The following is a 23,845-nucleotide window of genomic DNA, read 5'->3' as shown; positions in this document are numbered from 1 at the left end:
GCCGTGGATACCTTCCAGAAGAGGACGTATCCACGGCATGTGTCAGGAACGGAACAAAGGAGCGGCTACTCGCAGGCAATCCCGTCGGAGTCGCGGTCAAGCGCTGCTCGGTAGCCCGCTGAACCGGCGTCCAACGGTGCGGCACCTGCCGATCGTACAGCGTCGCAATTTTTGTAATAGGCGGCTGCCGGTGCCGGAGCTGCCGGTGCCGGGGCAGGTGCCACCACCGGTGCAGGCTCAGGAGCCGGTGCTGGTGCCGCGACGACTGACGCCTTGTCGTTTGTCGGTGCGAGCTGGCCGGAACAGTCGGCCAGGATCCTGGCCATCGCGTCGTGTTCCGCCTGGGTGACCCATAGGTTGTACGTTGCCTTCACCGAAATCTGCCGGGCGACATATTCGCACCGGAAGCCCTTGTTCGGCGGCAGCCAGGTGGCTGCGTCGCCGTCGCCCTTTTTCATGTTTGTCGGGCCGTCCGTCGATTGGAGGTTCAGGGGATCGTTGGCGAAGGCTGTCCGCTGTTCCGTAGTCAGCTGCTGCGCGCCCTTCTGCCAGGCGTCGCTGAGGGCAACAACGTGGTCGATCTGGACGGCAATGCTGGTGGCAGCCCCCCGCAGGAAGTTGAGGGTAGTGCCCGTGTACGGGTCCGCCAGCGTTCCGGACTGCACTTTGCAGGGGACGCTGTTGGTGTAGGTGATACCGGTGAGGTCGCGTTTGAGGGTGTCATTCCGGGTGTCGCAACCGTTACGGTCAACGTCTGCCCACGCCTGCCCGAACAGCGCACGATCATATCCCGTCTTGGGTGCCCGGCCCTTGATGGGAAGGGTGGCCAGCAGGTCGATCGCCTTGGTGGCGAAGGCAGGCTGCGTCTTCGGAGCCGTCACGCTGACGCCCGGGGTGCCCGTCTCCTGGACGGTTGGAGCGGGCGACGGCGTCGGCGTCGCTTTGGCGGTTGCGCTCGCTTCAGCGGTGGCTGGCGAGGCAGTGCTTTCCGATGAGGCGGCCTGAAGGTCCCCCGTAGTGGTCCGCGGCAACGGGACGGCACCGGCGATGAAGAGGGCAAAGGAGACGGCAAGGGCGATGGCCCCCGCCTTCCGCTTGGCCGGGAGCCACGCCCAGGAACGGCGTCCGGTCGCCAGGACATAGAGACCGGTGAGGGCCGCCGTGATGGACAGGAAGATCAGCGCGCCTCCAAATCCGCCGCTCAAGGCCCCGATGAGCATGAACAGGGCCGTGAAGGCTCCGACAATGAAAGTGGAAGCTCGTGGCTTACGCGGTGGCCTCGGCCCGGGCTCCGGAGCAGACGCCGCCGACCCCGGAAGCGACTTATGGTTCGACATTCTTTCCCCATTACTGAAGGCTCGACAAAAAGTAGGGCCTTTTACTTTTCGACAGTTGCGTCGATGCCGAGCCTATTTCACGACGCCTACGGGAAGCCGAAACTGCGCGGATCCTGCCACAACTTTGATTGAGCCTTGAGGCAATCTTGAGCGCGCATGTCACACCGTGAACTCAGTACTTAATGATTGGAAGCAAAGGCTCCGATAGCGCAAATTTGTGCTTTCGCTATATAAAAAGGCGGTCCTCCTTCCGCGCTTGGGCACCCGCATAAAGCAAACGACGCTGGCGCCCGTTTCGGTGAGGGAACCGCAACGGCGAGCGCCGAGGTCGTTCTCTTTCTGCATGAACGCCACGCCGCAGCTTCATGTGTTGCTCGCCGCTTTGCTCCGCTCCGGCTTTAGTTGTTACGCGCGGTGGGAGATGTTAAGAATGTCCCTTCGCTGTCCAGGAACCAAGCGGACTTCCCCGGTCATTCGTGGCAATGCTGTTCTCCGTCTTCAACCCGATCGTGAGATCGAACCCGGCAGCGACTCCTGATGAGAGCTTTGGTGCAGCGGCTTTTGCCTGCATCAACTTCTCCTGAGCCTTCCCGCAGTATTCCCTGAGGATTTCCGCAAACTCGGTTAGGTAAGCGGAATTAGAGACATAATTTTTTTGCTACAACAAGCTCTCCACGATGATTCTCCTCTTGAAGGCAGGTCATGAACTCAAGGGCCGTAGCGATCAACAATGGCGTATCTGCATCAGTCAACCGGGCTCTACCGAATCAGAACGCATTGAATAGAACGCATTGAAAAGGGGAAATAGTGTCAGAGAACCAAACAATTCCGGCCGCCAATCAGCCAAAGATTCATCATGTCAAATTGGTCGAGGATAAGCGCAAGAACGGTCTGGGAGTCGCGGCTCTAGTCGTGGGCATCGTCGCCGCAGTATTCAGCATCATTCCGCTGGTAGGAATGATTGCCTTTTTCCTCGGGCCGGTCGCCATCATCCTCGGCATCATCGCCCTCTTCCTCAAGAATCGGAAAAAGGGAATGGCAGTCACTGGATTCATCCTCGGCGTCGTCAGCCTCATCGTCGCCGGGCTGGTGACCGCCGGCGTGAGCGTCGCTGCAAAGTCCATTGACGAAAGCATCAATGCCGAGCACACCGTGGAGTATGTCGTCACTACGTCAGGTCCGGCACACATTTCGTACTGGACACCGGGCGGAACCTCCACGGAAGACATCACGGCTAAATGGAAGAAGTCCATCACCTCGAAGGAATTCAGTATCACGAGCCTCACTGTCACCGGGAGCTACTCCGACGCTTCCGCCGCTGTCACTTGCGAGATCCTGATCGACGGCAAGAGCGCAGGGAAGAACACGGGCAAGGGCACCGGTGCCCACGCTTACTGCTCGGGAAGCACCTGGCAGAAGTAGAGTCGTTGAAGGGCTGGTACCGGGCACTCAGTTCTTTACCCGTACCAGCCCTTCACGTCTGACGGTGCCACCGGGCGCCGGGAGCTTTCTTGGGTGCTGCCGGCCAGCGCTATGCTGGGACCCTCGGCTGAAGACACCCGGCCATCGGATCCCACCCACGGAGCTGTCATCATGACCGAGGCGCCTACCCCCGCATTCCCCACTGACCCACCGCCGGTGAAACGGTTCCCGACGACCCCGACGCCGGCCTCCGCCAGCTCGCGGCTGGCACCCTAGGGCTCCCCCATCTGCGCGCCGGCCAGTTCGCCGGGATGCGCGCTCTCGTCGCCGGCCGGGACGTCCTCGCCGTGATGCCCACCGGCTACGGCAAGTCAGCCATCTACCAGGTGGCCGCGCTGTACCTGCACGGAAACCAGCACCAGGTCAAAGCAGCCCAGAGCCCAGACGGGCCGGGCAGGGCAAGGCGCGGTCCCGCCGTCGTCGTTTCCCCGCTGATCGCCCTGCAGGAGGACCAGCTGGACGGCCTGCTGGAGGACCTCGGCGGGGACGCCGCCGTCGCCATCAACTCCGGCCGCAGCGACTCCGAGGTGAACGACGCCTGGCAAGCCGCCGAGCGCGGCGACGCCGTCTTCGTCTTCCTGGCCCCCGAGCAGCTGGCCCGGACCGAAACCGTGGAACGGCTCGCTGCCCTGGACATCTCGCTGTTCGTGGTGGACGAGGCTCACTGCGTCTCCTCCTGGGGCCACGACTTCCGCCCCGACTATCTGCGCCTGGGCGAGGTCCGCGGGCAGCTGGGCAACCCGCCCGTGGTCGGCCTCACCGCCACTGCCTCTCCCCCGGTCCGCGACGAAATCCAGCAGCGCCTGCGCATGAAGGACCCGCTGGTGCTGGTGCGCGGCTTCGACCGGCCCAACATCCGGCTGGACGTGGTCCGCCACCTCACCGACCGGGACAAGCGCCGCGCCGTGACGGAGCAGGTGGCCGGGCTCAAGGGTTCCGGCCTGCTGTACGCCGCCGTCCCCCGTGGGTTCACTAAAAGTGAAGCGTCTTCCAGCGCGAACCCAAGGCCAGAAAGTGCGGTAAATGGGGGTGCCCATCCGGTGGACGAGTTCACCATCAGCGACCGGGAGTACGCCGACGACGACCCGTGGTTCGGCAAGGATGCGAACCCGGCCGGCAGGATCAACGGAAGATGAGGCGGGCCAGGTCCGCGCGGCGTTCCTGGCCGGCGGCGCCCCGGAGGGGTACGCCTCCGTGTCGGACCTCATCGTGGCAGCAACCATGCGCGAGGTCAGGCGCCTGCAGGGCAAGCACAACGCCGGCAAGAAATGGCCGGGCGTCCCGTCCGGAGCGCTGCGTCGCGGGCGACGGACCCGCGAAGAAATCCGCCGGCAGAACGCGGAGCACCCCTAGCTAGGGTATGTCTCCTAAAGCTGCCAGCCCGATGCTAGCTGCTCGTGGTTCGTGGCACATTCCGCGCGCAGCATCACCGTGATGTTGGCTGGGGGTGCTGCTGCCGGTCCGGTTCCGAACCTTCAACGGGCAGCGTGATCGCCGTCAACCCCACTAGGCCGAGGCGCCCAGCGGTTGCCAGGCCTTGCCGGCGCCGACAGTGTCCGCGCCGGCCTCAAAGAACAAAGCGATGGTCACCGCGCCGGGATCGAGCACCCCCCGCGCGAGTTCGCCCACGTAGGTGGCCCTGCCGCGGGCGGCGATGAGGTCGGCGGTGGACTCAGCGCCGGCCCGGGCAGCCAGGGCTGCTTCCAGGAGTGCGCCGCCCAGCGTGCTGCCGCGCTCGGCGGCCGCGGTGAGAGCAACGGATGCCGGTTGGAGCGCGTCGATCATCGTGTTGTCACCGACCCGGGCACCGCCGAGTTTCTGGATGGTCGACAGCCCCGCCGCGATGCCTTGGGCGATGTCAGTGACGGCTGCTGCGTCATTCTTGGAACCTTTGGCGATGTCGCGGAACCACATCCCGAACAGCGGTCCGCTGGTGCCTCCGGTGGCCATGAAGCCACGGCTTGCGGCTTGGAACACAGTGGTGAAGGTCGCTTCCGTGGCGGTCGGCAGACCTGCTCGTGTGCGGTCCAGGGCGGAGGCGATGTTGACGCCGAAGTCGCCATCACCGGCGAGCCGGTCCAGCTCTGTCAGGTAGGCCTGAGTCGAGTCGAATCGTTCGCTGAACGAGGTGATCCACGTCAGTGCAGCGGTGCCGTTGATGAGGTTGGTCATGGTGTTTCCTTCGGTTTGTTGTGTTGTTACCAAGTGAGGGCTGGTGTGCGAACGGTGTCGTCCCACAGGCTGATCAGTTCGTCGTCGGCGACGGTCAGGGTCACGGAGAGGCCGTGCATGTTCAGGGAAGAGACGTACGTGCCGGCGAGGGAGCGCGCGACGCTGATGCCACGACAGTTCAGAAGGTTGTGCACGTGGCGGGCTGCGATGGAGAGCTCGAGCGGGTAGGCGCCGCCGAGGCCGTTCACGATGGCGATTACCGACTGGCCGCGCTTGACCTCCAGGTTGGAGACCAATGGCGTGACGAGCTGTTCGACCAGGTCATCGGCGGGTGCGTAGGCGATGCGGCCGGTGCCGCGTTCGCCGTGGATGCCCACCCCGAATTCGACCTGGTGGGGTTCGAGCTCAAATGCCGCAGCGGACTCTCCGGGATGTGCGGCTGCGTCCAGGGCGATCGCCAGGCTGCGGGAACGGGCGACGACGTCGCGGCCGCGGGCGGCGATGATGGATACGTCGGCGCCCCGCTCGGCGAGGGCGCCGCATACCTTTTCGACGGTGACGACCGCGGCGGTGCCGCGGCGTCCGGGACCGTCGTTGCCGTTGTCGGAGGCGAGGTCGTCGTCAACGAGTACCTGCTCGACAGGGACGCCGTCGTCATCGGCCAGTGACGCGGCGATCTGGAAGTTGAGGACGTCGCCGGTGTAGTTCTTCACGATCTGCACGACGCCTGCGCCGGTGTTGGCGAGTTTGGTGCCTGCGTGCACCTGGTCTGCAGTGGGGCTGGCAAACACTGCGCCGCATACGGCGACGTCGAGCATTCCGCTGCCGACGAATCCGGCGTGCAGCGGCTCGTGGCCGGAGCCTCCGCCTGAAACAAGGCCGACCTTGCCGGGTGTCAGGATTCTGCGGGAAATGAGGTTGTGTTCGTTTTTGAACGTCACCAGCTCCGGATAGGTCAGGGCGAATCCGTCCAGGGCTTCGTCGATGACGCGGTGAGGGTTGTTGATGATGTGTCGGCGCACGGCTGTAGGCATGGAAAGTACTCCGGTTCTTGTTAGGGCAGTGGAATGAGAGACGAAAAGGGGACGGGGAGGGCTAGGAAAGTTCGCCGAAGCCTTGAAGGACGAGTTGCTTTACGGCGTTCACGGCCTGGGAGGCGTCGGGGCCGTTGGCGTCGATGCGGATCCGGTCGTTCCTGCTTGCGGCGAGGGACAGCAGACCGATCACGCTGCATGCGTTGACCGGCCCGCGCCCTGCGGTGGTGTTGGTCAGTTCGACGTCGGCACTGAACTCCCCGGCGGTCAGTACCAGCAGCGATGCCGGGCGGGCGTGGAGGCCCATCGGATTGATCAGGCGTTCCTCCGCGCTGGCGGCTGGGCTCCCGGCGGCGGTGTCGTCCCCAGCTGAAGCGTCCGGGGCTGTGACGGTCTGCGTCTTCTTGGCGCTGAGGGCGTTACTCGCTTCAGCGGTGATGTCGGCCAGCGAACTGCCTGCGGCGGCGCCGACCACGGCCGCCATCGTTGCTTCGACGAAGGGGCCGTCGCTGATCACCACCTGGTGGGTGCTGGCGCGGATCTCCAAGGCCAAGGATGCGCTGAGGATCGCTGATCCCAGGTCGGTGATGACGAGCACGCCGTCCGTGGTGACGAGGTCATCGATGGCGGACGCGATTGCTGTTGCGTCGGTTCCGAATCCTCCGGCGGCGCCGGCGGCGATCCGGATGGGAGGTTGCGTGCCGTGAACCATTTGCAGGGCGAGTTCCATCGCAGCGTTTGCCAGCGCTTCACTATGTGAGACGAGTACGATGCCGATCATCGTGCGTTTCCTTCATCGACGCTTGCGGCCAGCGCGGCAACCAGGATGGTCGCTGACGCGGCTCCTGGGTCGATGTGTCCGGCGCTGCGGTCACCAAGGTAGGACGCCCGGCCTTTGCGTGCGACGAGCGGTTCGGTCGAGTCCCGGCCGGTCGTCGCCGCAGCGGCGGCGGCCGCAATGGAGCCATGCAGTTGCCGGCCGTCAGCCAGGGACCGGGACAGGACCGTGACGGCCGGTTCGAGGGCGTCAATCATGGTCTTGTCGCCAACTGCCGCGTGGCCGCGGGCGATGACGCCGTTCACGCCGGCACGCAGTGCGTTCTCCAGTTCCGATGCGTCCAATTGCACGCTCGAAGGGCTGTTTCGGCCCATTTCAAGGAAGAAGGTGCCGTACAGGGAGCCGCTGGCCCCACCGACGGTGGACACCAGGGTCATGCCGACGGCCTTGAGCAGTTCCTGTACGGTGCTTGTCGACCTGACATCGAGCTTGGCGACCACCGCGGCTGTGCCGCGAACCATGTTGGTCCCGTGGTCGGCGTCGCCGATCGCCGAGTCCAGCTCGGTCAACCAGTCTGCCTGCGTCGTGATCTCCGACGCGAAGCGGTGCAGCCACTGCTGGATCGCATCGATCGTGAGTGTTTCCGGCATGTCAATCCTTCCAACGCAGGGTCGGGGTGTTCACCGGCGCGTCCCAGAGGTCGAGAATTTCGTCGTCTGCACCGACCAGAGTCAGGGAACAACCCGCCATGTCGAGGCTGGAGACATAGTTTCCGACCAAGGATCGGGCCACCGTGATGTTGCGCTCGTTGAGCCGCTCGGAGACCTCGGCGAACATTGCATAGAGCTCGATCAGCGGGGTTCCTCCCAGGCCGGTCAGCAGGGCGATGACCGGTTTGCCGCTGAAGTCATAGTCGGTGGTGATCGACTCGACCAACGCGTGGGACAGTTCCGCGGCCGACATCACGGGTACGCGCTTACGTCCTGGCTCGCCGTGGATGCCGACGCCGAGTTCCATTTCGTCCTCGGGGAGATCGAAGCTGGGCTTACCTACGGCAGGAACAGTGCAGCTCGTGAGCGCCGCCCCCATGGAACGTCCCGCGTCGGCGATCCGTTTGGCGAGCACATGTACCTTCTCAAGGGACCAGCCGCGGGCCGCGGCGGCGCCGGCAACCTTTTCCAGTATCAGCGTGGTGCCGACACCGCGTCGGCCCGCTGTCCAGGTGGAGTCCTCTACTGCGACGTCGTCGGCGACGACGACCGAGGCGACCTCGATACCCTGTTCCCGGGCGAGCTCGGCGGCCATTTCAAAATTGAGCAGGTCGCCGGTGTAATTCTTGACGACGAAGAGCACGCCCGCCCCGGTGTCCACCCGGATAGCGGCGGCCAGAATCTGGTCTGGCGTCGGCGACGTAAAGATCTCACCTGCGCACGCGGCGTCCAGCATTCCAGCGCCGACGAACCCGCTGTGCAGCGGTTCGTGGCCCGAGCCGCCTCCGGAGACCAGCGCGACGCGGCCCTCCCTTGGTGCGGCACTGAAAACGATGCGGTTCTCGAAGTCCACTGACAGTTGTCCGTGGGCTGCGGCGAAGCCTCGCAGGGCGTCTGCCAGCAGGGTCTGCGGGGAGTTGATCAGCTTGTTCATGCCCGGGTTTCCTGCTCGGTCAGCGCCTCGGTGAGGGAGGTGCGGTCAGCCTGGGTGCGTGAGATGAGACCGAACAGCAGTCCCGCGGCGACGCCCGCGGCAAGTTCGGCGATCACGTAAACGGGCCATTGTTCCCAGGCCACGGTTCCGCCCATCAGGGACTGTACGAGCATCGGCCCGGTGGTCCTGGCGGGGTTGATCGAGGCTCCGGTGACCGGTGCGACGGGGATGATTGCGGCGAACACGATGAACCCGATGACGATCCCGGCAAAGCCCGGTGCGGCCTTGCGGTGGATCACGCCGAACACTGTGAAGACCAGCAGGAAAGTGCCGATGAATTCAGCGGTGAATGCCTGCCAGACGGGGATGTCACCATAGGCGGCCACTCCGAGGCCCAGCTCGCTGGCGTGCTGACCGAGCACTGCGATGATCGCGAAGGAACCTGCAACAGCACCCAGTACCTGGGCTCCGAGGTATCCCGGGACGTCGCGCCACGGGAACTTCCCTGTTGCTGCAAGCGCCACGGTCACTGCGGGATTGATGTGGTTTCCGGAGATATAGCCAAAAACGTAGACGGTGCCAATGACGACTGCACCAAACGACAGCGAGATGAAGCCCAGCTCCGAACCGGTAAACGGCTCATTGCCTCGCGCCATAGCGAGGGCGGGGACGGATCCTACGCCCACGAATACGAGGAACGCGGTCCCCAGGAACTCGGCAGCTAGCCGCTGCCACATGCGGTTTTCGTCCATAACGAAAGTTCTCCTTTGAACGGTGGGTGATTAGACGACGAGTCCGATTCGACATTGTCGACTTGTATTCGTTATTATCGAATTAGCGTTCCCGACTGTCAAGGGGCTAAATTGACTCGGAGGAATGAGAAGCCAATCGACGATGGGAGAGTGGGTCCGTGATCCAGTCGATTGACCGCGCGGCCAAGATCCTCGGGCTCCTCCAGGGCGCCAGGCGCCTTGGAATCTCCGAACTGGCCGCCGCGTTGGAGCTTCCGCCTTCCACCGTCCATGGACTCGTGAAGTCACTGCAGGCACACGGGCTGGTCGCCCAGGAAAGCTCCGGAAACCGCTACATGCTCGGGCCCGCGCTGCTGAAACTTTCGAGCGTCTACCTGGACACGCTTGACGTCCGGGCTCGCGCGATGCGGTGGATGCACGAGTTGTCTCGACGGACCGGTTACGCGACGCGACTGGGTGTGAACCTTCTGGGCGAGGTTTTGATCATTCATCACGACCGCCGCCCCGACGGCACCGAGCAAATGCCGGAAACAGGACTCAACCTGCCCGCCCACGCCTCTGCTCTCGGAAAAGTGCTGCTCGCCTACAACCCCGAGCTCGAAAATGACGTGCTTAGCAAGCCGCTGGCCGAATTCACCGGCGAAACGATTACCAACCCTGCCGTCCTCCGATCCCAGCTTGAGGAAGTGCGCAAGAACGCGCTCGGGTTGGAATACGAGGAAGCGGTGATTGGCGAGGCTTCAATCGCGACCCCCGTCTACGATGAAAGCGGGACCGTCATCGCCGTGTTGTCGGTAGTGCTCTCCGCGAGCGAGTGGCCGGCAAGCGAGGCCACTGTCCGCGAACTCCGCGACGCCGCTTGGACAATTTCACGGGAACTCGGAGCTTCCGTCTGGTCCTCCCAAGGTGCCCGCTAGACCTTGCGCCAACCAGTGTTGGGACGCGTTGCCAGGATGTCTCACTGCGACGACCGCTGCCCAGGACTTCCCGAGATCGGCAATAGGCAGTGGAAGTCGTGCAGGCGACTTCGGACATTCCGTGGAGACTACTTCCTTCACCACATGTTCTGACCTCGGGAGATCGTGAAGCGGTTGGGCGCGCCAGCATATTTGGGTGGGTGGCGTTAGGCGTTTTGGAGGCCTGTGTGGGCCAGGACGGCGGAGTGGCGGCTCGCTCCGGTGATGCTCAGGCCGAACATGTCGCAGATTCGGCGGAGGTCGCCGCCGGTGGCATGCAGTTCGTGCAGGATCCGGTCCTCGCGGGCTTCCTGGGCGGTCATCCCCATCGAGGTGGTGATCCACTGGACGCCGACAGGGCCCTGTCCAGGGCGGTGCGCCTGCTTATGAAGATGTGGGGGTTCCTCGTCGACGGCCAGCACTGTTCACCGTAGGCCAGCCAGATGGGAAAGCCGGCCCCGGACCGGTTGGGCCAGCGGGATGGTGCGCTGGTCCAGATGCAGGCGTCCGTCGTGGATGTCGGTCAGTTGCAGCTTGCGTAGTTGACCGGATCTCAGTCCGTGGAAGGCCACGATCGCTGTGAGTGCTGCCCGTGCCGGGTTTGCTGAGTTGATCGCGTCGCGGAGCTGGGCGGAGGCCAGAGGCATCGGGTGGCGGGATTCATGGGTGGACCTTGCTGCCCAGCCTTTGGCCTAACGAATCGCCCAGTAGATGCGTGACTTGTCGTTGAAAGAGATGGTCTACTCGATGAAAATCTTGCCGCCTTCAATGGCGGCCGTCGGCACGTCCATGCAGAGCTGATAGAAGGCCTTGCCACCCTTCTCCAAGGTGGGAACGTCCATGACCCCTTGGTCAACGACAGCACCGCAGTCGGATGCGTCGTACTGTCTGGCATCTGTGCCAACGAAGGTCTCCGATAAGTCGATCCAAGGGTTGCCCTCTTTGGCTCCGACGTAAGTAACGCTCAACTGCACGAGAACGTATTGACCCGTTGGCGCGTCATTGAACTGATTGGCAGCCAGCACTTCGGCATTGGCGTCCAACTTCACCGAAGTAACGGCGACCCGGTATTCATTCCCCACAGCGGCAGCCGTGCCGACAGCCAGCGGCTGGCTTGCTGAGCCAGCGATCGCGCTAGGAGTCGGGGCCACTGTGGTATTTGATCCGGACGATGACTTCGACGCTGACGTTCCGCCGGTGTTAGATCCATTCTCGTTGGATCCGCTGACCGCATCCGAGACACCATCCAGTACAGAGGCGTAGAAGGCTTGGGTGGAAAGCACTCCGACAAGCGAAAGAACGCCAACAATCAGCGAGGCTACGGCCATCCCCCGCATCGTTGAGCGTCCCCGAAGTGTGATAACCAGAGCGATGATGGCAAGAACAACGGCGATCAAACCAAGGAAGAATACCGCGTTGGCAACGCACCGCCGCCCGGCGGTCCTGACGCGGCGTACCCTGAGGCTATGGAATCCGAAGTCCGGGATCTCAGGCTCCGCACCGGCATCACGGTGCCGTGCCAGGTCCAGGGCGACGCCGGTGCGAAGCCGGTATTGCTGCTGCATGCGTGGGGCGAATCCCGCGGAAGCTTTGACCGCCTGATTCCCCTGCTGACCGGCCTCAGGGTCTACGCCCCCGACCTCCGCGGGCAGGGCGAGGCGGACAAACCGGAGGACGGCTATTCCCTGGCGGAACAGGCCGACGACGCCGCGGCGATCCTGGAAGCCCTCAACGTGCCGCGGGCGTTCGTCGTCGGCTCCTCCAGCGGCGGTTACGTCGCCCAGCAGCTGGCAACGACGCACCCCGAGCGGGTTGCGGCCCTGGTGCTGGTGGGCTCTCCCCTGAGTCTGCAGAGCCGGCCCGCCTTCGCCGACGAAGTGGACGGCCTGACCGACCCGCTCGACGCGGACTGGGTCCGGGAGTCCCTGACCTGGTTTCCCATGCTGCACCAGGTTCCCGCCTGGTTCCTCGCGGACCGCGTACGCGACGGCCTCAGGATGCCCGCCCGCGCGTGGAAAGGCATCCTCAACGGCCTGTGCGAGGCCACGCCGCCCGCGGAATCGGGAACCATCCATGCCCCCACGCTGATCCTCTGGGGCGCCAAGGACAACCTGCTGCCACGCGGCGACCAGGAAACCCTGGCCGCCCGGATCCCCGGCGCGGTGCTGAAGGTGTACCCCGACGTGGCGCACCTGGTCCTGTGGGAGTGTCCGGAGCGGGTCGCCGAGGACGCGGCGGCGTTCCTCACGTCGTGTGCCTGACACCCGTGACGGAGGGGCCCCGCACCTTGCCGCCCTCTCAACCCCGGCGGTAGCCTGAAAAGCAGATGACGGGCCGCGCCACCCACCACCGGTTCCGAGAGTGCCGGCCCCGGCAGCGCCCACAGGCTCAGACCCGCCACCGGGAACGGGGAGGCGCGATGTCTACACTCGAACACGGCCGGGAAGCCTACGCCGAACGGCGCTGGCCGGACGCCGTCGGGCAGTACACCGCTGCCGACCACGACGCCGAACTGCCGGCCAGCGATCTGGAACAGCTGGCCACCTCCGTCATCCTCACCGGCCGGGCCTCCGAGGGAGTGGACATCCTGGCCCGGGCGCACCTGAAGTACCTCGCCGACGGCGACTACCCCGCCGCCGCCCGCTGCGCCTTCTGGACCGGGATGAATCTCATCCTGCTGGGCGAACCGGCCCGCAGCACCGGCTGGCTCGGCCGCGCCCACCGGATCGTCGAGGACCTGCCCGAGCCCTGCCCCGTCGAGGGCCTGCTGTTCGTCCCTGCCGGGCTGGGCGCCCTCTACCAGGGCGACGGCGCCGCCGCCGCGGAAGCCTTCACCCGGGCGGCTGACCTCGGGCGGGAACGTGGCGACGCTGACACGGCGGCCCTGGGCACGCTGGGCCTCGGGCAGGCAAAGATCATGCTGGGCCAGCTCGACGACGGCCTGGCCCTGCTCGACGAAGCCATGGTGGCCGTCACGGTCGGGGAAATCTCGCCGGTCCCCGCCGGGATCATCTACTGCGCAGTGATCGAAACCTGCCATCTGGCCTTCGACCTGCACCGCGCCCACGAGTGGACACGGGCGCTGGACCGGTGGTGCGTCGCGCAACAGAACCTGGTGGCCTTCAGCGGCCAGTGCCAGATGCACAGGGCCGAGCTGTACCGGCTGCACGGCGCCTGGACGGAGGCGATCGACGCGGCCAAAACCGCGCAGGACCTCGCCTTGCGCGGCGACCGCATGGCCACCTACGGCGGCTTCTACGAACAGGGCGAAATCCACCGGCTCCGCGGCGACTTTGACGCCGCCGAGGCCGCCTACCTGCACGCTCAGGAGACCGGATTCCCGCCGCACCCCGGGCTGGCGCTCCTGCGCCTGGCCCAAGGCAAGCCGGACCAGGCCCAGTCCCTGCTCCGGCAGGCCATGGACGGTGCCGCCCCCGACTACCGGCGCCGGATGCTCGCCGCCCGGGTGGAGATCGAACTGGCAGCAGGCGATGCACGGGCAGCGCGGGCCGCCATGGAGGAGCTGGCTTCGCTCTGCGCCTCGATCGACATGCCCCTGCTGCACGCCCTCGCCGAGCAGTCCGAGGCCTCTGTCCTGTTCCACGAAGGCGACCCCCAGGCTGCCCTGGTCCTGGTTCGCCGCGCGTGGTCCCGCTGGCTCAGCCTCGACGCACCGTTCGAAGCGGCCCGCTGCCGCGCCCTCCTGGCCAGCCTGTGCGCCGCGCTCGGCGATGAGGAATCCGCCCGGCTGGAGCGTGCGGCGGCCCGGGCAGTATTTTCCGAGCTGGGCGCCGCGCCGGCGCTGTCGGGGCTTGAGTTATCAGCGCTTGAGCAATCGGTGTCCGTTGCGCCGGACGCCCGGACAGCCCCGCTGCCAACCTCCGGGAACGACTTCGGTCACGCCGCCGACGCCGGGCCGCTCACCGCCCGCGAAACCGAGGTGATCCAGCTCGTCTCCGCCGGACTGAGCAACCGGGACATCGCCGCCGAGCTGTTCATCAGCGAGAAAACGGTGGCCCGGCACCTGAGCAATATCTTCACCAAGTTGGGCCTGACCTCCCGAGCCGCGGCCACGGCCTACGCCTACCGGCACGGACTCGTCTGACCTCCCTCCCTGCATAAAATTACCCATTCCCCGCCCGCCGGATTTCGCCCCGGAAATGGGTGATTCGCCCGATTCGCCGCGCCGCGACGAAAAATAGCGTTAATGGCATGAACGTTTCAGTGCTCGCAGGAATGGTTTCCACCGTCCTCTTCGCGGTGAGCTACCTGCCCATGCTGCTCAAGGCCCTACGCACAAGGGATCTTGACTCGTACAGCCTCGGCTACCTCGCGCTGAGCAACGCCGCCAACACAGTGCACTCCGTTTACGTCTTCAGCCTCCCGCTGGGGCCGATCTGGCTGCTGCACTGCTTCTACGTCGTGGCCTCCGCACTGCTGCTCATCTGGTACCTGCGCTTCCGGAGCGTTCATAACCACCCAACTGCACATGCATCACCAAGGAGGCACCACCATGAACACCACCCCAGCAACTGACACCGGCGGCGCCGTCGGCACTGCCGCCGTCGACACCGTCATCATCGGAGCCGGACAGTCCGGCCTGGCGCTGGGCTACTACCTGGCGCAGCAGCACCGGAACTTTGTCATTCTCGACGCCGGCTCACGCGTTGGTGAGGCGTGGCGGAGCCGCTGGGACTCGCTGCGCCTGTTCACCCCGGCCAAGTACGACGGCCTGCCCGGCCGGCCCTTCCCCGGCGACCGTCTCGCCTTCCCCACCAAGGACGAGCAGGCGGACTATCTGGAGGACTATGCCTCCCGGTTCCACCTGCCGGTCCGGCCCAACACGACCGTCACCAGGGTGAGCCACGACGGGCAGCGGTTCCATGTCACGGCCGGGGCGCGCCGCTGGACGGCGGCGAACGTCGTCCTCGCCACCGGCGCCTGCCACCTGCCCAAGACGCCGGGCTTTGCGGCGGAACTGCCGTCCGGCGTCGTACAGCTCCACTCCCACAGCTACAAGAACCCGGCCCAGCTCAAGCCCGGCCCGGTCCTGGTGGTGGGGGTGGGCAACTCCGGGGCGGAGATCGCCCTGGAGACCAGCCGCACGCATGAAACCTGGCTGGCCGGCAAGCCGAGTGCCGAGATCCCGTTCCGGCACGGCCGGACCGCGGCCCGGTTCTTTATCCCGGTGGTCCGCTTCGCCGGGCTGCACGTGCTGAACACCAACACGCCGGTCGGGCGCAAGGTGCTGCCCAAGATGGCTGCCATGGCTACGCCGCTGATCCGCACCAAGCTCGCGGACCTCCGCGCCGCCGGCGTCCACCTGGTGCCGCGGGTCGCCGGAGTTCAGGACGGCGAAGTAATACTCGACGACGGTCAGAGCCTTCCGGTGGCAAACGTCATCTGGTGCACCGGCTTCACCGAGGCCTACCCATGGCTGGACATCCCGGCGCTGCCCGCGAACTGGCGGGAGCAGCAGCACCGCGGGATCGTGGCTGCGCTGCCGGGCCTGTACCTGCTGGGGAAGGATCTCATCTTCGCGGCAGCATCGGAAACCCTCCCCGGCGTGTGCCGGGACGCCAAGTACCTGGCGAAGCGGCTGGCCGCCACCCGGGCTCCGCAGGACGAAGCGGAGATCCTGAGCGGGCTGGCGGCATAACGGACGTGGACACGTCCGCGTCCCTGGTCGGCACCGCCTAACTCAACCCGTCGCTCGGCCCCCACTTGCCGCGTGCACCCGCACCGGAGCATAATGGTTAGCAGAGCTAATTAGCACTGCTAAGTAAATTCGCGGGAGGCGCAACGCACAGTGACAGCAACGGACCGGGAGCCCAGGGACAGCATCAAACCGGATACTCTGGCCATCGACCTTCGGACAGCGGTGATGCGCACCTCCCGCCGGCTCCGCGTGGAAGCGACCGGTGACGTCATCACGCCCGGCCAGTACACGGTTCTCGCCCAACTGCACGGCAGCGGCCCGCAGACCCTGCGTGAACTGGCAGAACGCGAGCACGTGCAGGCACCGTCCATGACCCGGATCGTCAACGCCCTAACAGCGCAAGGTTTTGTAACCCGGACAGCCCATCCGCTGGACGGCCGACAGGTCCAGGTGGGAATCACTCCGGCGGGCGTGGCCGTCCTGACCGAGGCGCGCGGGCAGCGGACGGCCTGGCTGGCCCAACGCGTCGCCGGCCTTAGCGTCGAGGACCGCCAGATCCTGAGCCGCGCCGCCCACATCATGCAGCAGCTGAGCGCCAAATGAGCGCCATGTTCCAGGCACTGGAGAACCCCAACTACCGTATGTGGGCCGGAGGGGCACTCGTCTCCAATGTCGGCACGTGGATGCAGCGGGTGGCACAGGACTGGCTGGTACTGACCGTGCTCACCGACCATTCCGGCACCGCCCTCGGCATCACTACAGGCCTTCAGTTCCTGCCGATGCTGCTGCTTGGCCCCTACGGCGGTGTGCTCGCGGACCGGCACCGCAAACGTGTGATCCTGCTGTGGACTCAGTTGGCGATGGGTGTGTGCGGGCTGGCCATCGGGCTTCTGGTGGTGACGGGCACCGCCCAGCTGTGGCACGCCTACCTGGCTGCCTTGTGCCTTGGACTGGCCAGCGCCATTGACGCGCCGGCCCGCCAGGCTTTCGTCTCCGAACTGGTGGGCCAGGACAAAGTGGCTAATGCGGTGGCACTGAACTCCGCGTCCTTCAACACCGCCAGGCTCACCGGTCCTGCCATCGCCGGTGTCCTGATTGCATGGGTGGGCACGGGACCGGTCTTCCTGCTCAATGCAGCCAGCTTCGCCGCCGTCATCATCTCGCTGTTCCGGATCCGTACCTCCGAGTTGGCCCCGGCCACGCTGGCCGTCCGCGGCAAGCACCAGGTGGCCGAGGGGCTGCGCTATGTGCGGCGCCGGCCGGATCTGGTGCTCGTACTGGTCATGGTGGGGGTCCTTGGCGCGTTCGGCATGAATTTCCCCATCACCAACGCGCTGATGTCCACCGCGGAGTTCGGAATGGGACCGGGTGAATTCGGGCTTCTGGGCTCCATCATGGCCGTCGGGACCTTGGCCGGCGCCCTGCTCGCGGCCCGCCGTTCCGGCCCCCGGCTGCGTTTCCTGCTCGGCGGGGCCCTCGCACTCGGGTTCTTCACGCTGGTAGGCAGCGTGTCGCCGTCGTTCTGGCTCTACGCCGTAGTGCTGATCCCGGTGGGCCTCGCCTCCATCACCTTCCTGAACAGTTGCAACACCAGCATTCAGCTCTCCGTGGAGCCGCAGTTCCGGGGGCGAGTGCTGGCCCTCTACCTGGCCGTCCTCCAGGGCGGCACTGCCGTTGGGGCGCCGCTCATGGGGTGGATCGGCACGGAATTCGGCGCGCGCTGGTCGGTGGCCGCCGGCGGCATCATCGTGCTGCTAACCGGCCTGCTCGCGGTAATCGCGGTCACCCGGCGCAGCCCGCTGACGTTCCGGGCACAGCTTCGGACCGCATTCCCCGGTAAACGAGCCCGCGGCATGAGGGTCTCGGAATCCTAGTCCGTGAGATGCGTGGGTTCAGCCTTGCTTGGAGGCCCAGTCGGCGACTCGCTGCGTGCTTTCCTCTTCGGAGAGGTCCTCGACGCGGGTCATGATGGACCAGCGCACACCGTAGGGGTCCCGGATGCTGGCGTATCGGTCTCCTGACACAAAGGTGGACAGCGGCTCCCGAACGGTAGCCCCTGACCGCTCGGTGCGCGCAACCAGAGCGTCCGCATCGGCGCAGTACAAGCCGACGGAGTAGCAATCATCGTCGCCGTTCGGCGCCGGGACGAGGTGATAGTCGGGGTTGGGCTCACCAATTTGGAGCCGCCCCTGACCGAAGTCAAGTTCAGCGTGGACGACGATTCCGCCGATCTCGGTGACATTCACGGTGCGCGCGCCGAAAACGTCCTGGTAGAAGGTGATCGCCTCCTTGGCAGGGGTGATCGCAAGGAACGGCGTGAGGCTCGTGAAGCCGTGCGGGATGCCGGATGTTGTGTGCTTGCCGTCGGCGGCAGCGGTCAGTTCGGTGCTTGTAGTATCAGTCATAAATCTCACGGTACGCAGCGGTCCGTCCCGCGGCTTGGAGAATTGCGACAGCCTGGATAAGGAGTGGCCTCCGATGGTGGATTCGTTCAAGGGAATCCTCTACCCGGCCCGGCTTCCCACGTTTCACCGCGTGCCCGCACCTGAGTCCGTCACGGACCTGGTGCAGTGGTTTTGGATCCCCGAATGGGACGTCGAGCCGGGGCACACGTCACGCCAGCAGCTGATCGCGTTCCCGGCGTCCAACCTTGTGGTCCAGAAGGATCTCGTTGAGTTCTCAGGCCCAACAACCCGCCGGTCACACCGCAACCTCACGGGCCGGGGCTGGGCGGTGGGGGCCCTCCTGCGTCCCGCGCTGGTTCCGCGTTTCACGGATAATCCGGGGAGCCTGCGGGATGCCCAGCTGCCACTACCGCTCGCGGATCTGCAGGCCTCCGTGTCGGCGGCGATGAGCGGAACCGATCCACTGGAACGCCGGCAACGCGCGGTGGAGGCTTTCACTGACTGGCTGGTATTGGAGAGCCCAGAGGTGTCCGAGGAGGGGCTTCTTGCCAACGCGATGATGGATATGGTCGGAACATGCACCGACGTGACCCGCGTTGAAGACGTTGCCGCGCGCCTGTTTGTTTCGCCGAGAACCCTTCAACGGGTGGCGAGGAAGTACATCGGCCTGAGCCCGTCCGCGCTCATCCGAAGGCGCCGCCTGCAGGAGGCCGCTGACCGGTCACGGACCGACCCGGCGGCGGACCTCGCGACGATAGCCGCCGAACTCGGCTACACCGATCATGCCCATCTGACGAACGACTTCCAAAAGACCCTGGGATTCACGCCAAGCACGTACCGGCGATCCGTCGTCCAGGACCAAGCCGGGAGCACGTCGTCGCGTTAGCATTGGTCCCAACACGCCTGACCAGGAGGGCGCATGCCGCACATCGTTGACTTCAAGAACGTTTCTACTGTCGGCTTGGAATCGTCTCCGGTCGCCGAGGCCCTCGCCGGGTTGCGCGCCAACGAGGCTCGCTATTACCGGAACAAATACGACCACGCCTTCACAGTGAGCCCTGCAAGCGGGGTTCCAGAGGTGGTCGACCGGGTGAGCCGGATCCTCCGGGACGAGCGTGACATCGTCATCGAGTCCCGGCCGCTAGAAGCGACCGCCTTCGAAGTCGACGGTTTGCGGATGGCGTACGTTTTCTACGAGTCGGGGCTGTCGATCAACGTCATGTACAGCATCGACGGCGGGAAGCGAGCGGTCGGGTTCAAACTCGCCGACGGCATGGAAATTCCGGAGGAATTGGCGCCGCGCTTCAAGTTCGCCCGCCAAAAATCGAAGCTGGCGGGCGTTATTCGCGGCTCCTACTTCGTGATCAAGGGCGAGTACTGACCGGAGGATGGCCCCATGACACATGTACGACGTTTCGACCATGTCGGTATCACCGTTGCGGACCTTAACGCGGTGACGGCGTTCTTCGTCGGGCTGGGTCTCGAGGTCGAGGGCAGGATGTTCGTGGAGGGCGAGTTCCTCGACACGGTCATCGGCATCCCCGACTCCCGCACCGAGATCGTCATGCTGCGGCCGCCCGACGGAGGTACCCGGCTGGAGCTCTCGAGCTTCGTCCGGCCCGACCACCAGCCCGGATCGCCCACCGCGATGGCCAACGAGCTGGGGCTGCGCAACGTGGCCTTCGAGGTCGACGACCTCCAAGCGGCCGTCGACGGGCTGGCCGCGGACGGCTACGGGCTTGTAGGCGACATCGGTCAGTACGAGCACATCTGGCGCATGGCCTACGTGCGCGGTCCGGAGGGAATCATCGTGTCCCTGGCCGAGCGGATCGGCTGACCGCTGTCGGCAGCTGGGGTCAGCCGGGTTATCCACGGCTGGAACGGTGCGCAGACCCCACGAAGTTCAGGGCTTCACGGGCCAGGGCAAGCCATGACCCCTCATCATCCGTCGTGACGGTGAGCCACTCCTTCATCGCACTGCCCTTGCCGGCGTCGAACGGTGCACCGGCCCCGGACCCGATCAGTGCGGTGACGCGATCACGTGGCAGCTTCACAACAAGCCTGCCTCCGGCGATCATCGCGAAAATCGAGCCGTTGACCTTCAATGCGGACGATCCGAACCCTCGGCGTCCCGGTTCACCCGGAACCGCGACCCCTGGGCTGGCTCTGAATTCGTCGACCAGCGCGTTGAAACGCTCCTCAGGAAGCATGGAATCATCGTCCCGCCCCCGGACACCGGGGAACAACCCCGGACCGGGCTGACCAGGCTGGCCATGCCGGACGCTGTGCGACGATGTCGGAATGGAACCGACCACGGAAGTACTGCGTTATGCCGCCTTTACCACCACCCACGACGGCGGAAATCCGGCGGGAGTAGTCCTGGACGCAACCCGCCTCGACGACGCCCGGATGCAGGCCATCGCGGCCGACATCGGATATGCGGAAACGGTCTTTGTCACCGAGGCGACGGTTGACGGAGACTTCCGCCGAAACCGTGTCCGGTACTTCTCCCCGATTGCCGAGGTGCCTTTTGCGGCCATGCCCCCCTGCCACGCCTGACGAATCGCTCATCCTCGACGACGGCGATTCCATCGCCAGCGTCCAGCGGGCACACCGCGAGGCGTGCGAGGCATCCCGCCGCACGGCGTCGTCCCTGGGGCTGGACGATCTGGTTCACGGCAACCGAAGAGGTCCGCTCCCGCTGCGCTGGGTGTACCTTCACATGCTGCGCGAACTCGCCCAGCACTGCGGACACGCAGACATCCTGCGCGAGCAGATCCTCAACGGCTGACTACACGCTGCATAACCTAACGACGCTGGCGCCCGTCCCGGCCGGCGAGGGGACCGCGGCGGCGAGCGCCGGCGTCGTTCTTTCAGCATGAACGCCGCGGCCCCAGCTTCCTGTGGCGCTCGCCGCATTGCTCCGCCCGGGCGTCAGTTGTTATGCGCGCTGGAAGATGTTGAGAATGTTCCCTTCGCTGTCCAGGAACCAGGCGGCCTTCCCCCACTCGTCCGTGGCAACGCCGTTCTCCGTCTTCAACCCAGGCTGGTCGTACTCTTCAAAGACGATGCCGCGGCCCCGCAGTTCCTCCATCTCGCGTTCGAGGTTGTCCGTGCTCCAACCCATCTGGGTGTTCTTCGCCGTCCCCGCATTCTCAGTCTGATAAAGGAGGAAACCCGTTCCGTGGCCGCCACTGTAGATCAGGTTGTCCTCCGCCCCGGGCTCGGAAGGTTCCAGTCCCAGCTTGTCCCGGTAGAAATCCTTCGCCCTGTTGATGTCCTTCGCGGGCAGGACAGCCATGATGTCTGAATCCGTGAGCATGATGATTTCCTTTGTGCGTTGTTGTCTCGTTGATGGCGAGGCTCTCCCCCGGTGGCGGTTCCGGAACGTCTCTGTCCCGTGGCCGCGTGGCCGCCAGTTCCGCCAATTACCGGGGCGGCCACCTGGGACTCTGCTACGCCCCGCCTGCCATCATCGGCGCGAGGGTCCCCGAAGCTTATGGGGCCATTATGGAACCGATTCATGGCTACGGAAATAGTGCGCGGCGGCCGGTAGCCGCCCTCGCGCTACTGCCCGGGGGCGCGGTATGCCGGTGTCTTTTTGGCCGCTTCGTCGATGTCTTCCGGCGTCATGAGCGGCTTCAGACGCACGTTCACGTTGCCGGTCGAATTGATCATCAGCGAAAGGGCCGCGGCGCCGGCCTGGTCCGGGATATCAAAGACGCCCAGGACGTCGGTGTCCCCGAAGGCGTAGTAGAAGCTTTCAAGCGATCCTCCTACGGAATTGAGGGCGTCCACCACCGCGTCACGTCGCTTGGTGCCGCCTTCGCGCATGAGTCCTTTGATTCCCTCGCCCACGTAATTCGCTTCAAACAGATACTTGGTCATGGTCTTTCCTGTTCCGTGATGTCCAGGACGCGGGCACCCGGGGGTGTGCCTGACACCCGTGACGGAGGGTCCTGGAGCGGTCCCCGGGGTGGGGCCGTGCGCACAGCCTAGGCCCACTTCCGCGGACTGACAACGGCTGCTGCAAAACTCCGCGGACGGGAGGCCTGCTGTACCCGTTCGTCCCCGCCTGGGCGCGCTCCCTCGTCAGCTCTCCCCCGGCCTTCTCTGATGTCCCACGTGCGCCGCCCTCGCGGCCTCGTAGCTGCTGTCGAACGGCAGCGTGTCCATGTCCAGCAGGGGGTTCTCGTCCTGCGTCGCCACCAGTTCGCGGGCCGCTTCCTCCGAGTCCACGCTGGGCATTGACCCGGGCAGGTGCCGCCGGGCGGATTCCGGCAGGAAGTAAATGGTGACGGCGGCGATCGCCGAGGTGGCCATCAGGTAGTAGGCGGGCATCATGTCGTTGCCCGTCGCCTGAATGAGGGAGGCAATGATGAACGGCGTGGTGCCGCCGAAGATGGCGACGGCGAAGTTGTAGGCGATGCCCATGGCCCCGTAGCGATGGGCTGTGGGGAACAGCGCCGGCAGCGCCGAGGCGAGGTTGGCCACGTAGAACGTGACGGGAAATGCGACCAGGGCGAGGCCGGTGAGCGTGGCCGGAATATTTCCCAGCGCGATCAGAAGGAACGCCGGGATCGACAGCACCACGGTGCTGACGGCTCCGATCCAGAGCACCGGACGGCGCCCGATCCTGTCCGAAAGATGCCCGGTGAGCGGGATACACAGGGACATGACCACCAGGACGGGGATGGTCAGCAGCGTCCCATGGATCTCGTCATATCCCTTGTTGCTGGTCAGGTACGTGGGCATGTAGGACGTGAGGGCGTAGCCCACCGTGTTGGCAGCCGCCACGAGGATCATGGCCAGCACGATCCTGTGCCAGTAGGCCCTGAAGATCCCCACCGGGCCCATGGCACCGAGCACCTCACCTGTCTCGGGGTGCCTGGCCGATTCCTCTTCCGCTTCCAGGGTTGCCTGGAACACCGGTGACTCCTCAATCTTCAACCGGAAATAGATGGCGATGATGCCGAGCGGACCGGCGACCAGGAACGGAATTCGCCAGCCCCACGCCTCCATCTGGTCCTGGCCCATGGTCAGCTGAAGGACGGAAACCAGCGCCGCACCAATGGCAAAGCCCAGGTAGCTGCCCATGTCCAGGAAGCTGGCGAAGAAGCCGCGGCGCCTGTCCGGCGAATGCTCACAGACGAACGTGGTGGCTCCGGAGTACTCGCCGCCGGTGGAAAAGCCCTGCACCAGCTTCGTGACCACCAGCAGCACCGCGGCCCAGATGCCCAGCACCGAGTAGCCCGGCAGCAGGCCGACGGCGAACGTCGCCGCAGCCATGAGCATCAGGGTCATGGCCAGCACCTTCTGGCGGCCAATCTTGTCGCCAAGCCAGCCGAAGAAGACGCCGCCCAGCGGGCGGGCGATGAACGTGGCTCCGAAGGTGCCCAGCAGGAACAGGTTCTGCACGGCTTTGTCTGCTTCGGGCAGGAACACCGGACCCATGGTGGTGATCAGGTACCCGAACACACCGACGTCGTACCATTCCATCGTGTTGCCCACGATGGTCCCGCCGAGCGCTTTCTTCAGCGTGGGATGGTCAACGACGTTGACGTCGGAGACGCGGAGGCGGCGGCTTTTCGGCTGTACGGTCATAGCTGCGGCGCTCCCGCGTCGA

28 protein-coding genes and 2 pseudogenes are annotated in these 23,845 nt (G+C 65.3%); 15 read left to right on the top strand and 15 right to left on the bottom strand.

All coding sequences use genetic code 11. The features are described from left to right. Positions 1-65 precede the first annotated feature (65 nt). Complete coding sequence (locus tag ASG92_RS25895) at positions 66-1,205, bottom strand: DUF1524 domain-containing protein (RefSeq protein WP_346763008.1); 1,140 nt, start codon at positions 1,203-1,205, stop codon at positions 66-68. A 996-nt stretch (positions 1,206-2,201) separates the two neighbouring features. Between ASG92_RS25895 and ASG92_RS25890 the strand changes: the two genes are divergently transcribed. From ASG92_RS25890 to ASG92_RS25880, 3 genes and pseudogenes are all read left to right on the top strand, one after another. Further along, positions 2,202-2,759, top strand: a complete 558-nt coding sequence (locus tag ASG92_RS25890) for a DUF4190 domain-containing protein (RefSeq protein ID WP_157372495.1) — start codon at positions 2,202-2,204, stop codon at positions 2,757-2,759. A 287-nt stretch (positions 2,760-3,046) separates the two neighbouring features. After that, positions 3,047-3,775, top strand: a pseudogene (locus ASG92_RS25885) (DEAD/DEAH box helicase); the annotation flags it as partial. Between the two features lie 145 nt (positions 3,776-3,920). Then, positions 3,921-4,172, top strand: a complete 252-nt coding sequence (locus ASG92_RS25880) for a hypothetical protein (protein WP_056635590.1) — start codon at positions 3,921-3,923, stop codon at positions 4,170-4,172. A 153-nt stretch (positions 4,173-4,325) separates the two neighbouring features. Here the strand turns inward: ASG92_RS25880 and dhaL (ASG92_RS25875) are convergent, their stop codons facing one another. The 6 genes from dhaL (ASG92_RS25875) to ASG92_RS25850 all read right to left on the bottom strand — a co-directional run bounded on the left by dhaL (ASG92_RS25875) (position 4,326) and on the right by ASG92_RS25850 (position 9,199). Further along, the gene (dhaL, locus tag ASG92_RS25875) at positions 4,326-4,991 is read right to left on the bottom strand and encodes a dihydroxyacetone kinase subunit DhaL (RefSeq protein WP_056635587.1); all 666 of its coding nucleotides are present in this window, start codon (positions 4,989-4,991) and stop codon (positions 4,326-4,328) included. Positions 4,992-5,017: 26 nt separating this feature from the next. Beyond that, positions 5,018-6,025 (bottom strand): dihydroxyacetone kinase subunit DhaK, encoded by a 1,008-nt coding sequence (locus ASG92_RS25870; RefSeq protein WP_056635586.1) that lies wholly within the window; start codon positions 6,023-6,025, stop codon positions 5,018-5,020. Positions 6,026-6,086: 61 nt separating this feature from the next. Further along, positions 6,087-6,806 (bottom strand): HPr family phosphocarrier protein, encoded by a 720-nt coding sequence (locus ASG92_RS25865; RefSeq protein ID WP_056635583.1) that lies wholly within the window; start codon positions 6,804-6,806, stop codon positions 6,087-6,089. Beyond that, on the bottom strand, positions 6,803-7,453 hold the full coding sequence (gene dhaL, locus ASG92_RS25860) for a dihydroxyacetone kinase subunit DhaL (protein WP_056635580.1): 651 nt from the start codon (positions 7,451-7,453) through the stop codon (positions 6,803-6,805). The genes ASG92_RS25865 and dhaL (ASG92_RS25860) overlap by 4 nt, the downstream gene beginning before the upstream one ends. A gap of 1 nt (position 7,454) precedes the next feature. Beyond that, positions 7,455-8,447, bottom strand: a complete 993-nt coding sequence (gene dhaK / locus ASG92_RS25855; RefSeq protein ID WP_056635578.1) for a dihydroxyacetone kinase subunit DhaK — start codon at positions 8,445-8,447, stop codon at positions 7,455-7,457. Next, positions 8,444-9,199 (bottom strand): MIP/aquaporin family protein, encoded by a 756-nt coding sequence (locus ASG92_RS25850; protein WP_056635574.1) that lies wholly within the window; start codon positions 9,197-9,199, stop codon positions 8,444-8,446. Before ASG92_RS25850 ends, dhaK begins: the two co-directional genes overlap by 4 nt. Before the next feature lie 158 nt (positions 9,200-9,357). Here ASG92_RS25850 and ASG92_RS25845 point away from each other — a divergent pair, with 158 nt between their 5' ends. Beyond that, complete coding sequence (locus ASG92_RS25845; RefSeq protein ID WP_056635571.1) at positions 9,358-10,116, top strand: IclR family transcriptional regulator; 759 nt, start codon at positions 9,358-9,360, stop codon at positions 10,114-10,116. Positions 10,117-10,322: 206 nt separating this feature from the next. On the opposite strand, the gene ASG92_RS28810 is transcribed toward ASG92_RS25845, so the two are convergent. The 3 genes from ASG92_RS28810 to ASG92_RS28805 all read right to left on the bottom strand — a co-directional run bounded on the left by ASG92_RS28810 (position 10,323) and on the right by ASG92_RS28805 (position 11,483). Then, positions 10,323-10,577, bottom strand: coding sequence for a hypothetical protein (locus ASG92_RS28810; protein WP_157372494.1), 255 nt, complete (start codon positions 10,575-10,577; stop codon positions 10,323-10,325). Between the two features lie 3 nt (positions 10,578-10,580). After that, a complete protein-coding gene (locus tag ASG92_RS25840) occupies positions 10,581-10,802 on the bottom strand; it encodes a hypothetical protein (RefSeq protein ID WP_056635568.1) in 222 nt (73 codons plus the stop codon). A gap of 93 nt (positions 10,803-10,895) precedes the next feature. Continuing rightward, a complete protein-coding gene (locus ASG92_RS28805) occupies positions 10,896-11,483 on the bottom strand; it encodes a hypothetical protein (RefSeq protein WP_162256366.1) in 588 nt (195 codons plus the stop codon). A 138-nt stretch (positions 11,484-11,621) separates the two neighbouring features. Here ASG92_RS28805 and ASG92_RS25830 point away from each other — a divergent pair, with 138 nt between their 5' ends. The 6 genes from ASG92_RS25830 (at position 11,622) to ASG92_RS25805 (ending at position 17,688) form a co-directional block, all read left to right on the top strand. Beyond that, positions 11,622-12,416, top strand: a complete 795-nt coding sequence (locus tag ASG92_RS25830; RefSeq protein ID WP_056635562.1) for an alpha/beta hydrolase — start codon at positions 11,622-11,624, stop codon at positions 12,414-12,416. A 158-nt stretch (positions 12,417-12,574) separates the two neighbouring features. Next, positions 12,575-14,260 carry a helix-turn-helix transcriptional regulator gene (locus ASG92_RS25825; RefSeq protein WP_056635559.1) on the top strand — a complete coding sequence of 562 codons (1,686 nt, stop codon included), beginning with the start codon at positions 12,575-12,577 and terminating at the stop codon, positions 14,258-14,260. A 107-nt stretch (positions 14,261-14,367) separates the two neighbouring features. After that, positions 14,368-14,691 carry a hypothetical protein gene (locus tag ASG92_RS25820; RefSeq protein WP_056635556.1) on the top strand — a complete coding sequence of 108 codons (324 nt, stop codon included), beginning with the start codon at positions 14,368-14,370 and terminating at the stop codon, positions 14,689-14,691. Beyond that, positions 14,669-15,814: an NAD(P)-binding domain-containing protein gene (locus ASG92_RS25815; RefSeq protein WP_056635553.1), complete on the top strand. Its 1,146-nt coding sequence runs from the start codon at positions 14,669-14,671 to the stop codon at positions 15,812-15,814. Before ASG92_RS25820 ends, ASG92_RS25815 begins: the two co-directional genes overlap by 23 nt. A 225-nt stretch (positions 15,815-16,039) precedes the next feature. Beyond that, positions 16,040-16,417 carry a MarR family transcriptional regulator gene (locus ASG92_RS25810; protein WP_082579757.1) on the top strand — a complete coding sequence of 126 codons (378 nt, stop codon included), beginning with the start codon at positions 16,040-16,042 and terminating at the stop codon, positions 16,415-16,417. After that, a complete protein-coding gene (locus ASG92_RS25805; protein WP_056635550.1) occupies positions 16,414-17,688 on the top strand; it encodes an MFS transporter in 1,275 nt (424 codons plus the stop codon). The genes ASG92_RS25810 and ASG92_RS25805 overlap by 4 nt, the downstream gene beginning before the upstream one ends. An 18-nt stretch (positions 17,689-17,706) precedes the next feature. On the opposite strand, the gene ASG92_RS25800 is transcribed toward ASG92_RS25805, so the two are convergent. Further along, a complete protein-coding gene (locus tag ASG92_RS25800) occupies positions 17,707-18,219 on the bottom strand; it encodes a VOC family protein (protein WP_056635547.1) in 513 nt (170 codons plus the stop codon). A gap of 73 nt (positions 18,220-18,292) precedes the next feature. Between ASG92_RS25800 and ASG92_RS25795 the strand changes: the two genes are divergently transcribed. From ASG92_RS25795 to ASG92_RS25785, 3 genes are read left to right on the top strand one after another with little or no spacing between them, the layout of a single operon-like run. Next, positions 18,293-19,105, top strand: a complete 813-nt coding sequence (locus tag ASG92_RS25795) for an AraC family transcriptional regulator (protein WP_056635544.1) — start codon at positions 18,293-18,295, stop codon at positions 19,103-19,105. Positions 19,106-19,138: 33 nt separating this feature from the next. Next, positions 19,139-19,600 carry a hypothetical protein gene (locus ASG92_RS25790; RefSeq protein ID WP_056635540.1) on the top strand — a complete coding sequence of 154 codons (462 nt, stop codon included), beginning with the start codon at positions 19,139-19,141 and terminating at the stop codon, positions 19,598-19,600. Between the two features lie 15 nt (positions 19,601-19,615). Continuing rightward, on the top strand, positions 19,616-20,056 hold the full coding sequence (locus ASG92_RS25785; RefSeq protein ID WP_056635538.1) for a VOC family protein: 441 nt from the start codon (positions 19,616-19,618) through the stop codon (positions 20,054-20,056). Positions 20,057-20,084: 28 nt separating this feature from the next. Here the strand turns inward: ASG92_RS25785 and ASG92_RS29405 are convergent, their stop codons facing one another. After that, a complete protein-coding gene (locus ASG92_RS29405; protein WP_056635535.1) occupies positions 20,085-20,429 on the bottom strand; it encodes a hypothetical protein in 345 nt (114 codons plus the stop codon). A gap of 91 nt (positions 20,430-20,520) precedes the next feature. On the opposite strand from ASG92_RS29405, the gene ASG92_RS28795 reads away from it, so the two are divergent. Both ASG92_RS28795 and ASG92_RS28790 read left to right on the top strand, forming a co-directional pair. Then, positions 20,521-20,778 carry a PhzF family phenazine biosynthesis protein gene (locus ASG92_RS28795; protein WP_056635532.1) on the top strand — a complete coding sequence of 86 codons (258 nt, stop codon included), beginning with the start codon at positions 20,521-20,523 and terminating at the stop codon, positions 20,776-20,778. Next, a pseudogene (locus tag ASG92_RS28790) lies at positions 20,765-21,010 on the top strand (DUF664 domain-containing protein); the annotation flags it as partial. The gene ASG92_RS28795 and the pseudogene ASG92_RS28790, both read left to right, overlap by 14 nt. A gap of 150 nt (positions 21,011-21,160) precedes the next feature. Here the strand turns inward: ASG92_RS28790 and ASG92_RS25765 are convergent. The 3 genes from ASG92_RS25765 to ASG92_RS25755 all read right to left on the bottom strand — a co-directional run bounded on the left by ASG92_RS25765 (position 21,161) and on the right by ASG92_RS25755 (position 23,823). Continuing rightward, positions 21,161-21,541 (bottom strand): VOC family protein, encoded by a 381-nt coding sequence (locus ASG92_RS25765; protein ID WP_056635529.1) that lies wholly within the window; start codon positions 21,539-21,541, stop codon positions 21,161-21,163. A gap of 245 nt (positions 21,542-21,786) precedes the next feature. After that, a complete protein-coding gene (locus tag ASG92_RS25760) occupies positions 21,787-22,107 on the bottom strand; it encodes a GYD domain-containing protein (RefSeq protein WP_056635526.1) in 321 nt (106 codons plus the stop codon). Positions 22,108-22,311: 204 nt separating this feature from the next. Next, complete coding sequence (locus ASG92_RS25755; protein WP_056635523.1) at positions 22,312-23,823, bottom strand: MFS transporter; 1,512 nt, start codon at positions 23,821-23,823, stop codon at positions 22,312-22,314. Positions 23,824-23,845 lie beyond the last annotated feature (22 nt).

This window comes from Arthrobacter sp. Soil736, assembly GCF_001428005.1.
Taxonomy (GTDB): domain Bacteria; phylum Actinomycetota; class Actinomycetes; order Actinomycetales; family Micrococcaceae; genus Arthrobacter.
Note: the sequence above shows the minus strand (reverse complement) of the source record. Positions and strands in the feature narration are given on the sequence as shown.

Coding starts and splice junctions, on each gene's coding strand:
- ASG92_RS25765 (WP_056635529.1), bottom strand. CDS start 21,541: ATGCTCACGGATTCAGACATCATGGCTGTCCTGCCCGCGAAGGACATC.
- dhaL (WP_056635580.1), bottom strand. CDS start 7,453: ATGCCGGAAACACTCACGATCGATGCGATCCAGCAGTGGCTGCACCGC.
- ASG92_RS25810 (WP_082579757.1), top strand. CDS start 16,040: ATGCGCACCTCCCGCCGGCTCCGCGTGGAAGCGACCGGTGACGTCATC.
- ASG92_RS28795 (WP_056635532.1), top strand. CDS start 20,521: ATGGAACCGACCACGGAAGTACTGCGTTATGCCGCCTTTACCACCACC.
- ASG92_RS25830 (WP_056635562.1), top strand. CDS start 11,622: ATGGAATCCGAAGTCCGGGATCTCAGGCTCCGCACCGGCATCACGGTG.
- ASG92_RS25790 (WP_056635540.1), top strand. CDS start 19,139: ATGCCGCACATCGTTGACTTCAAGAACGTTTCTACTGTCGGCTTGGAA.
- ASG92_RS28805 (WP_162256366.1), bottom strand. CDS start 11,483: ATGGCCGTAGCCTCGCTGATTGTTGGCGTTCTTTCGCTTGTCGGAGTG.
- ASG92_RS25870 (WP_056635586.1), bottom strand. CDS start 6,025: ATGCCTACAGCCGTGCGCCGACACATCATCAACAACCCTCACCGCGTC.
- ASG92_RS25805 (WP_056635550.1), top strand. CDS start 16,414: ATGAGCGCCATGTTCCAGGCACTGGAGAACCCCAACTACCGTATGTGG.
- dhaL (WP_056635587.1), bottom strand. CDS start 4,991: ATGACCAACCTCATCAACGGCACCGCTGCACTGACGTGGATCACCTCG.
- ASG92_RS25820 (WP_056635556.1), top strand. CDS start 14,368: ATGAACGTTTCAGTGCTCGCAGGAATGGTTTCCACCGTCCTCTTCGCG.
- ASG92_RS25800 (WP_056635547.1), bottom strand. CDS start 18,219: ATGACTGATACTACAAGCACCGAACTGACCGCTGCCGCCGACGGCAAG.
- ASG92_RS25815 (WP_056635553.1), top strand. CDS start 14,669: ATGAACACCACCCCAGCAACTGACACCGGCGGCGCCGTCGGCACTGCC.
- ASG92_RS29405 (WP_056635535.1), bottom strand. CDS start 20,429: ATGCTTCCTGAGGAGCGTTTCAACGCGCTGGTCGACGAATTCAGAGCC.
- dhaK (WP_056635578.1), bottom strand. CDS start 8,447: ATGAACAAGCTGATCAACTCCCCGCAGACCCTGCTGGCAGACGCCCTG.
- ASG92_RS25785 (WP_056635538.1), top strand. CDS start 19,616: ATGACACATGTACGACGTTTCGACCATGTCGGTATCACCGTTGCGGAC.
- ASG92_RS25850 (WP_056635574.1), bottom strand. CDS start 9,199: ATGGACGAAAACCGCATGTGGCAGCGGCTAGCTGCCGAGTTCCTGGGG.
- ASG92_RS25825 (WP_056635559.1), top strand. CDS start 12,575: ATGTCTACACTCGAACACGGCCGGGAAGCCTACGCCGAACGGCGCTGG.
- ASG92_RS25795 (WP_056635544.1), top strand. CDS start 18,293: ATGGTGGATTCGTTCAAGGGAATCCTCTACCCGGCCCGGCTTCCCACG.
- ASG92_RS25840 (WP_056635568.1), bottom strand. CDS start 10,802: ATGCCTCTGGCCTCCGCCCAGCTCCGCGACGCGATCAACTCAGCAAAC.
- ASG92_RS25755 (WP_056635523.1), bottom strand. CDS start 23,823: ATGACCGTACAGCCGAAAAGCCGCCGCCTCCGCGTCTCCGACGTCAAC.
- ASG92_RS25760 (WP_056635526.1), bottom strand. CDS start 22,107: ATGACCAAGTATCTGTTTGAAGCGAATTACGTGGGCGAGGGAATCAAA.
- ASG92_RS25880 (WP_056635590.1), top strand. CDS start 3,921: ATGCGAACCCGGCCGGCAGGATCAACGGAAGATGAGGCGGGCCAGGTC.
- ASG92_RS25865 (WP_056635583.1), bottom strand. CDS start 6,806: ATGATCGGCATCGTACTCGTCTCACATAGTGAAGCGCTGGCAAACGCT.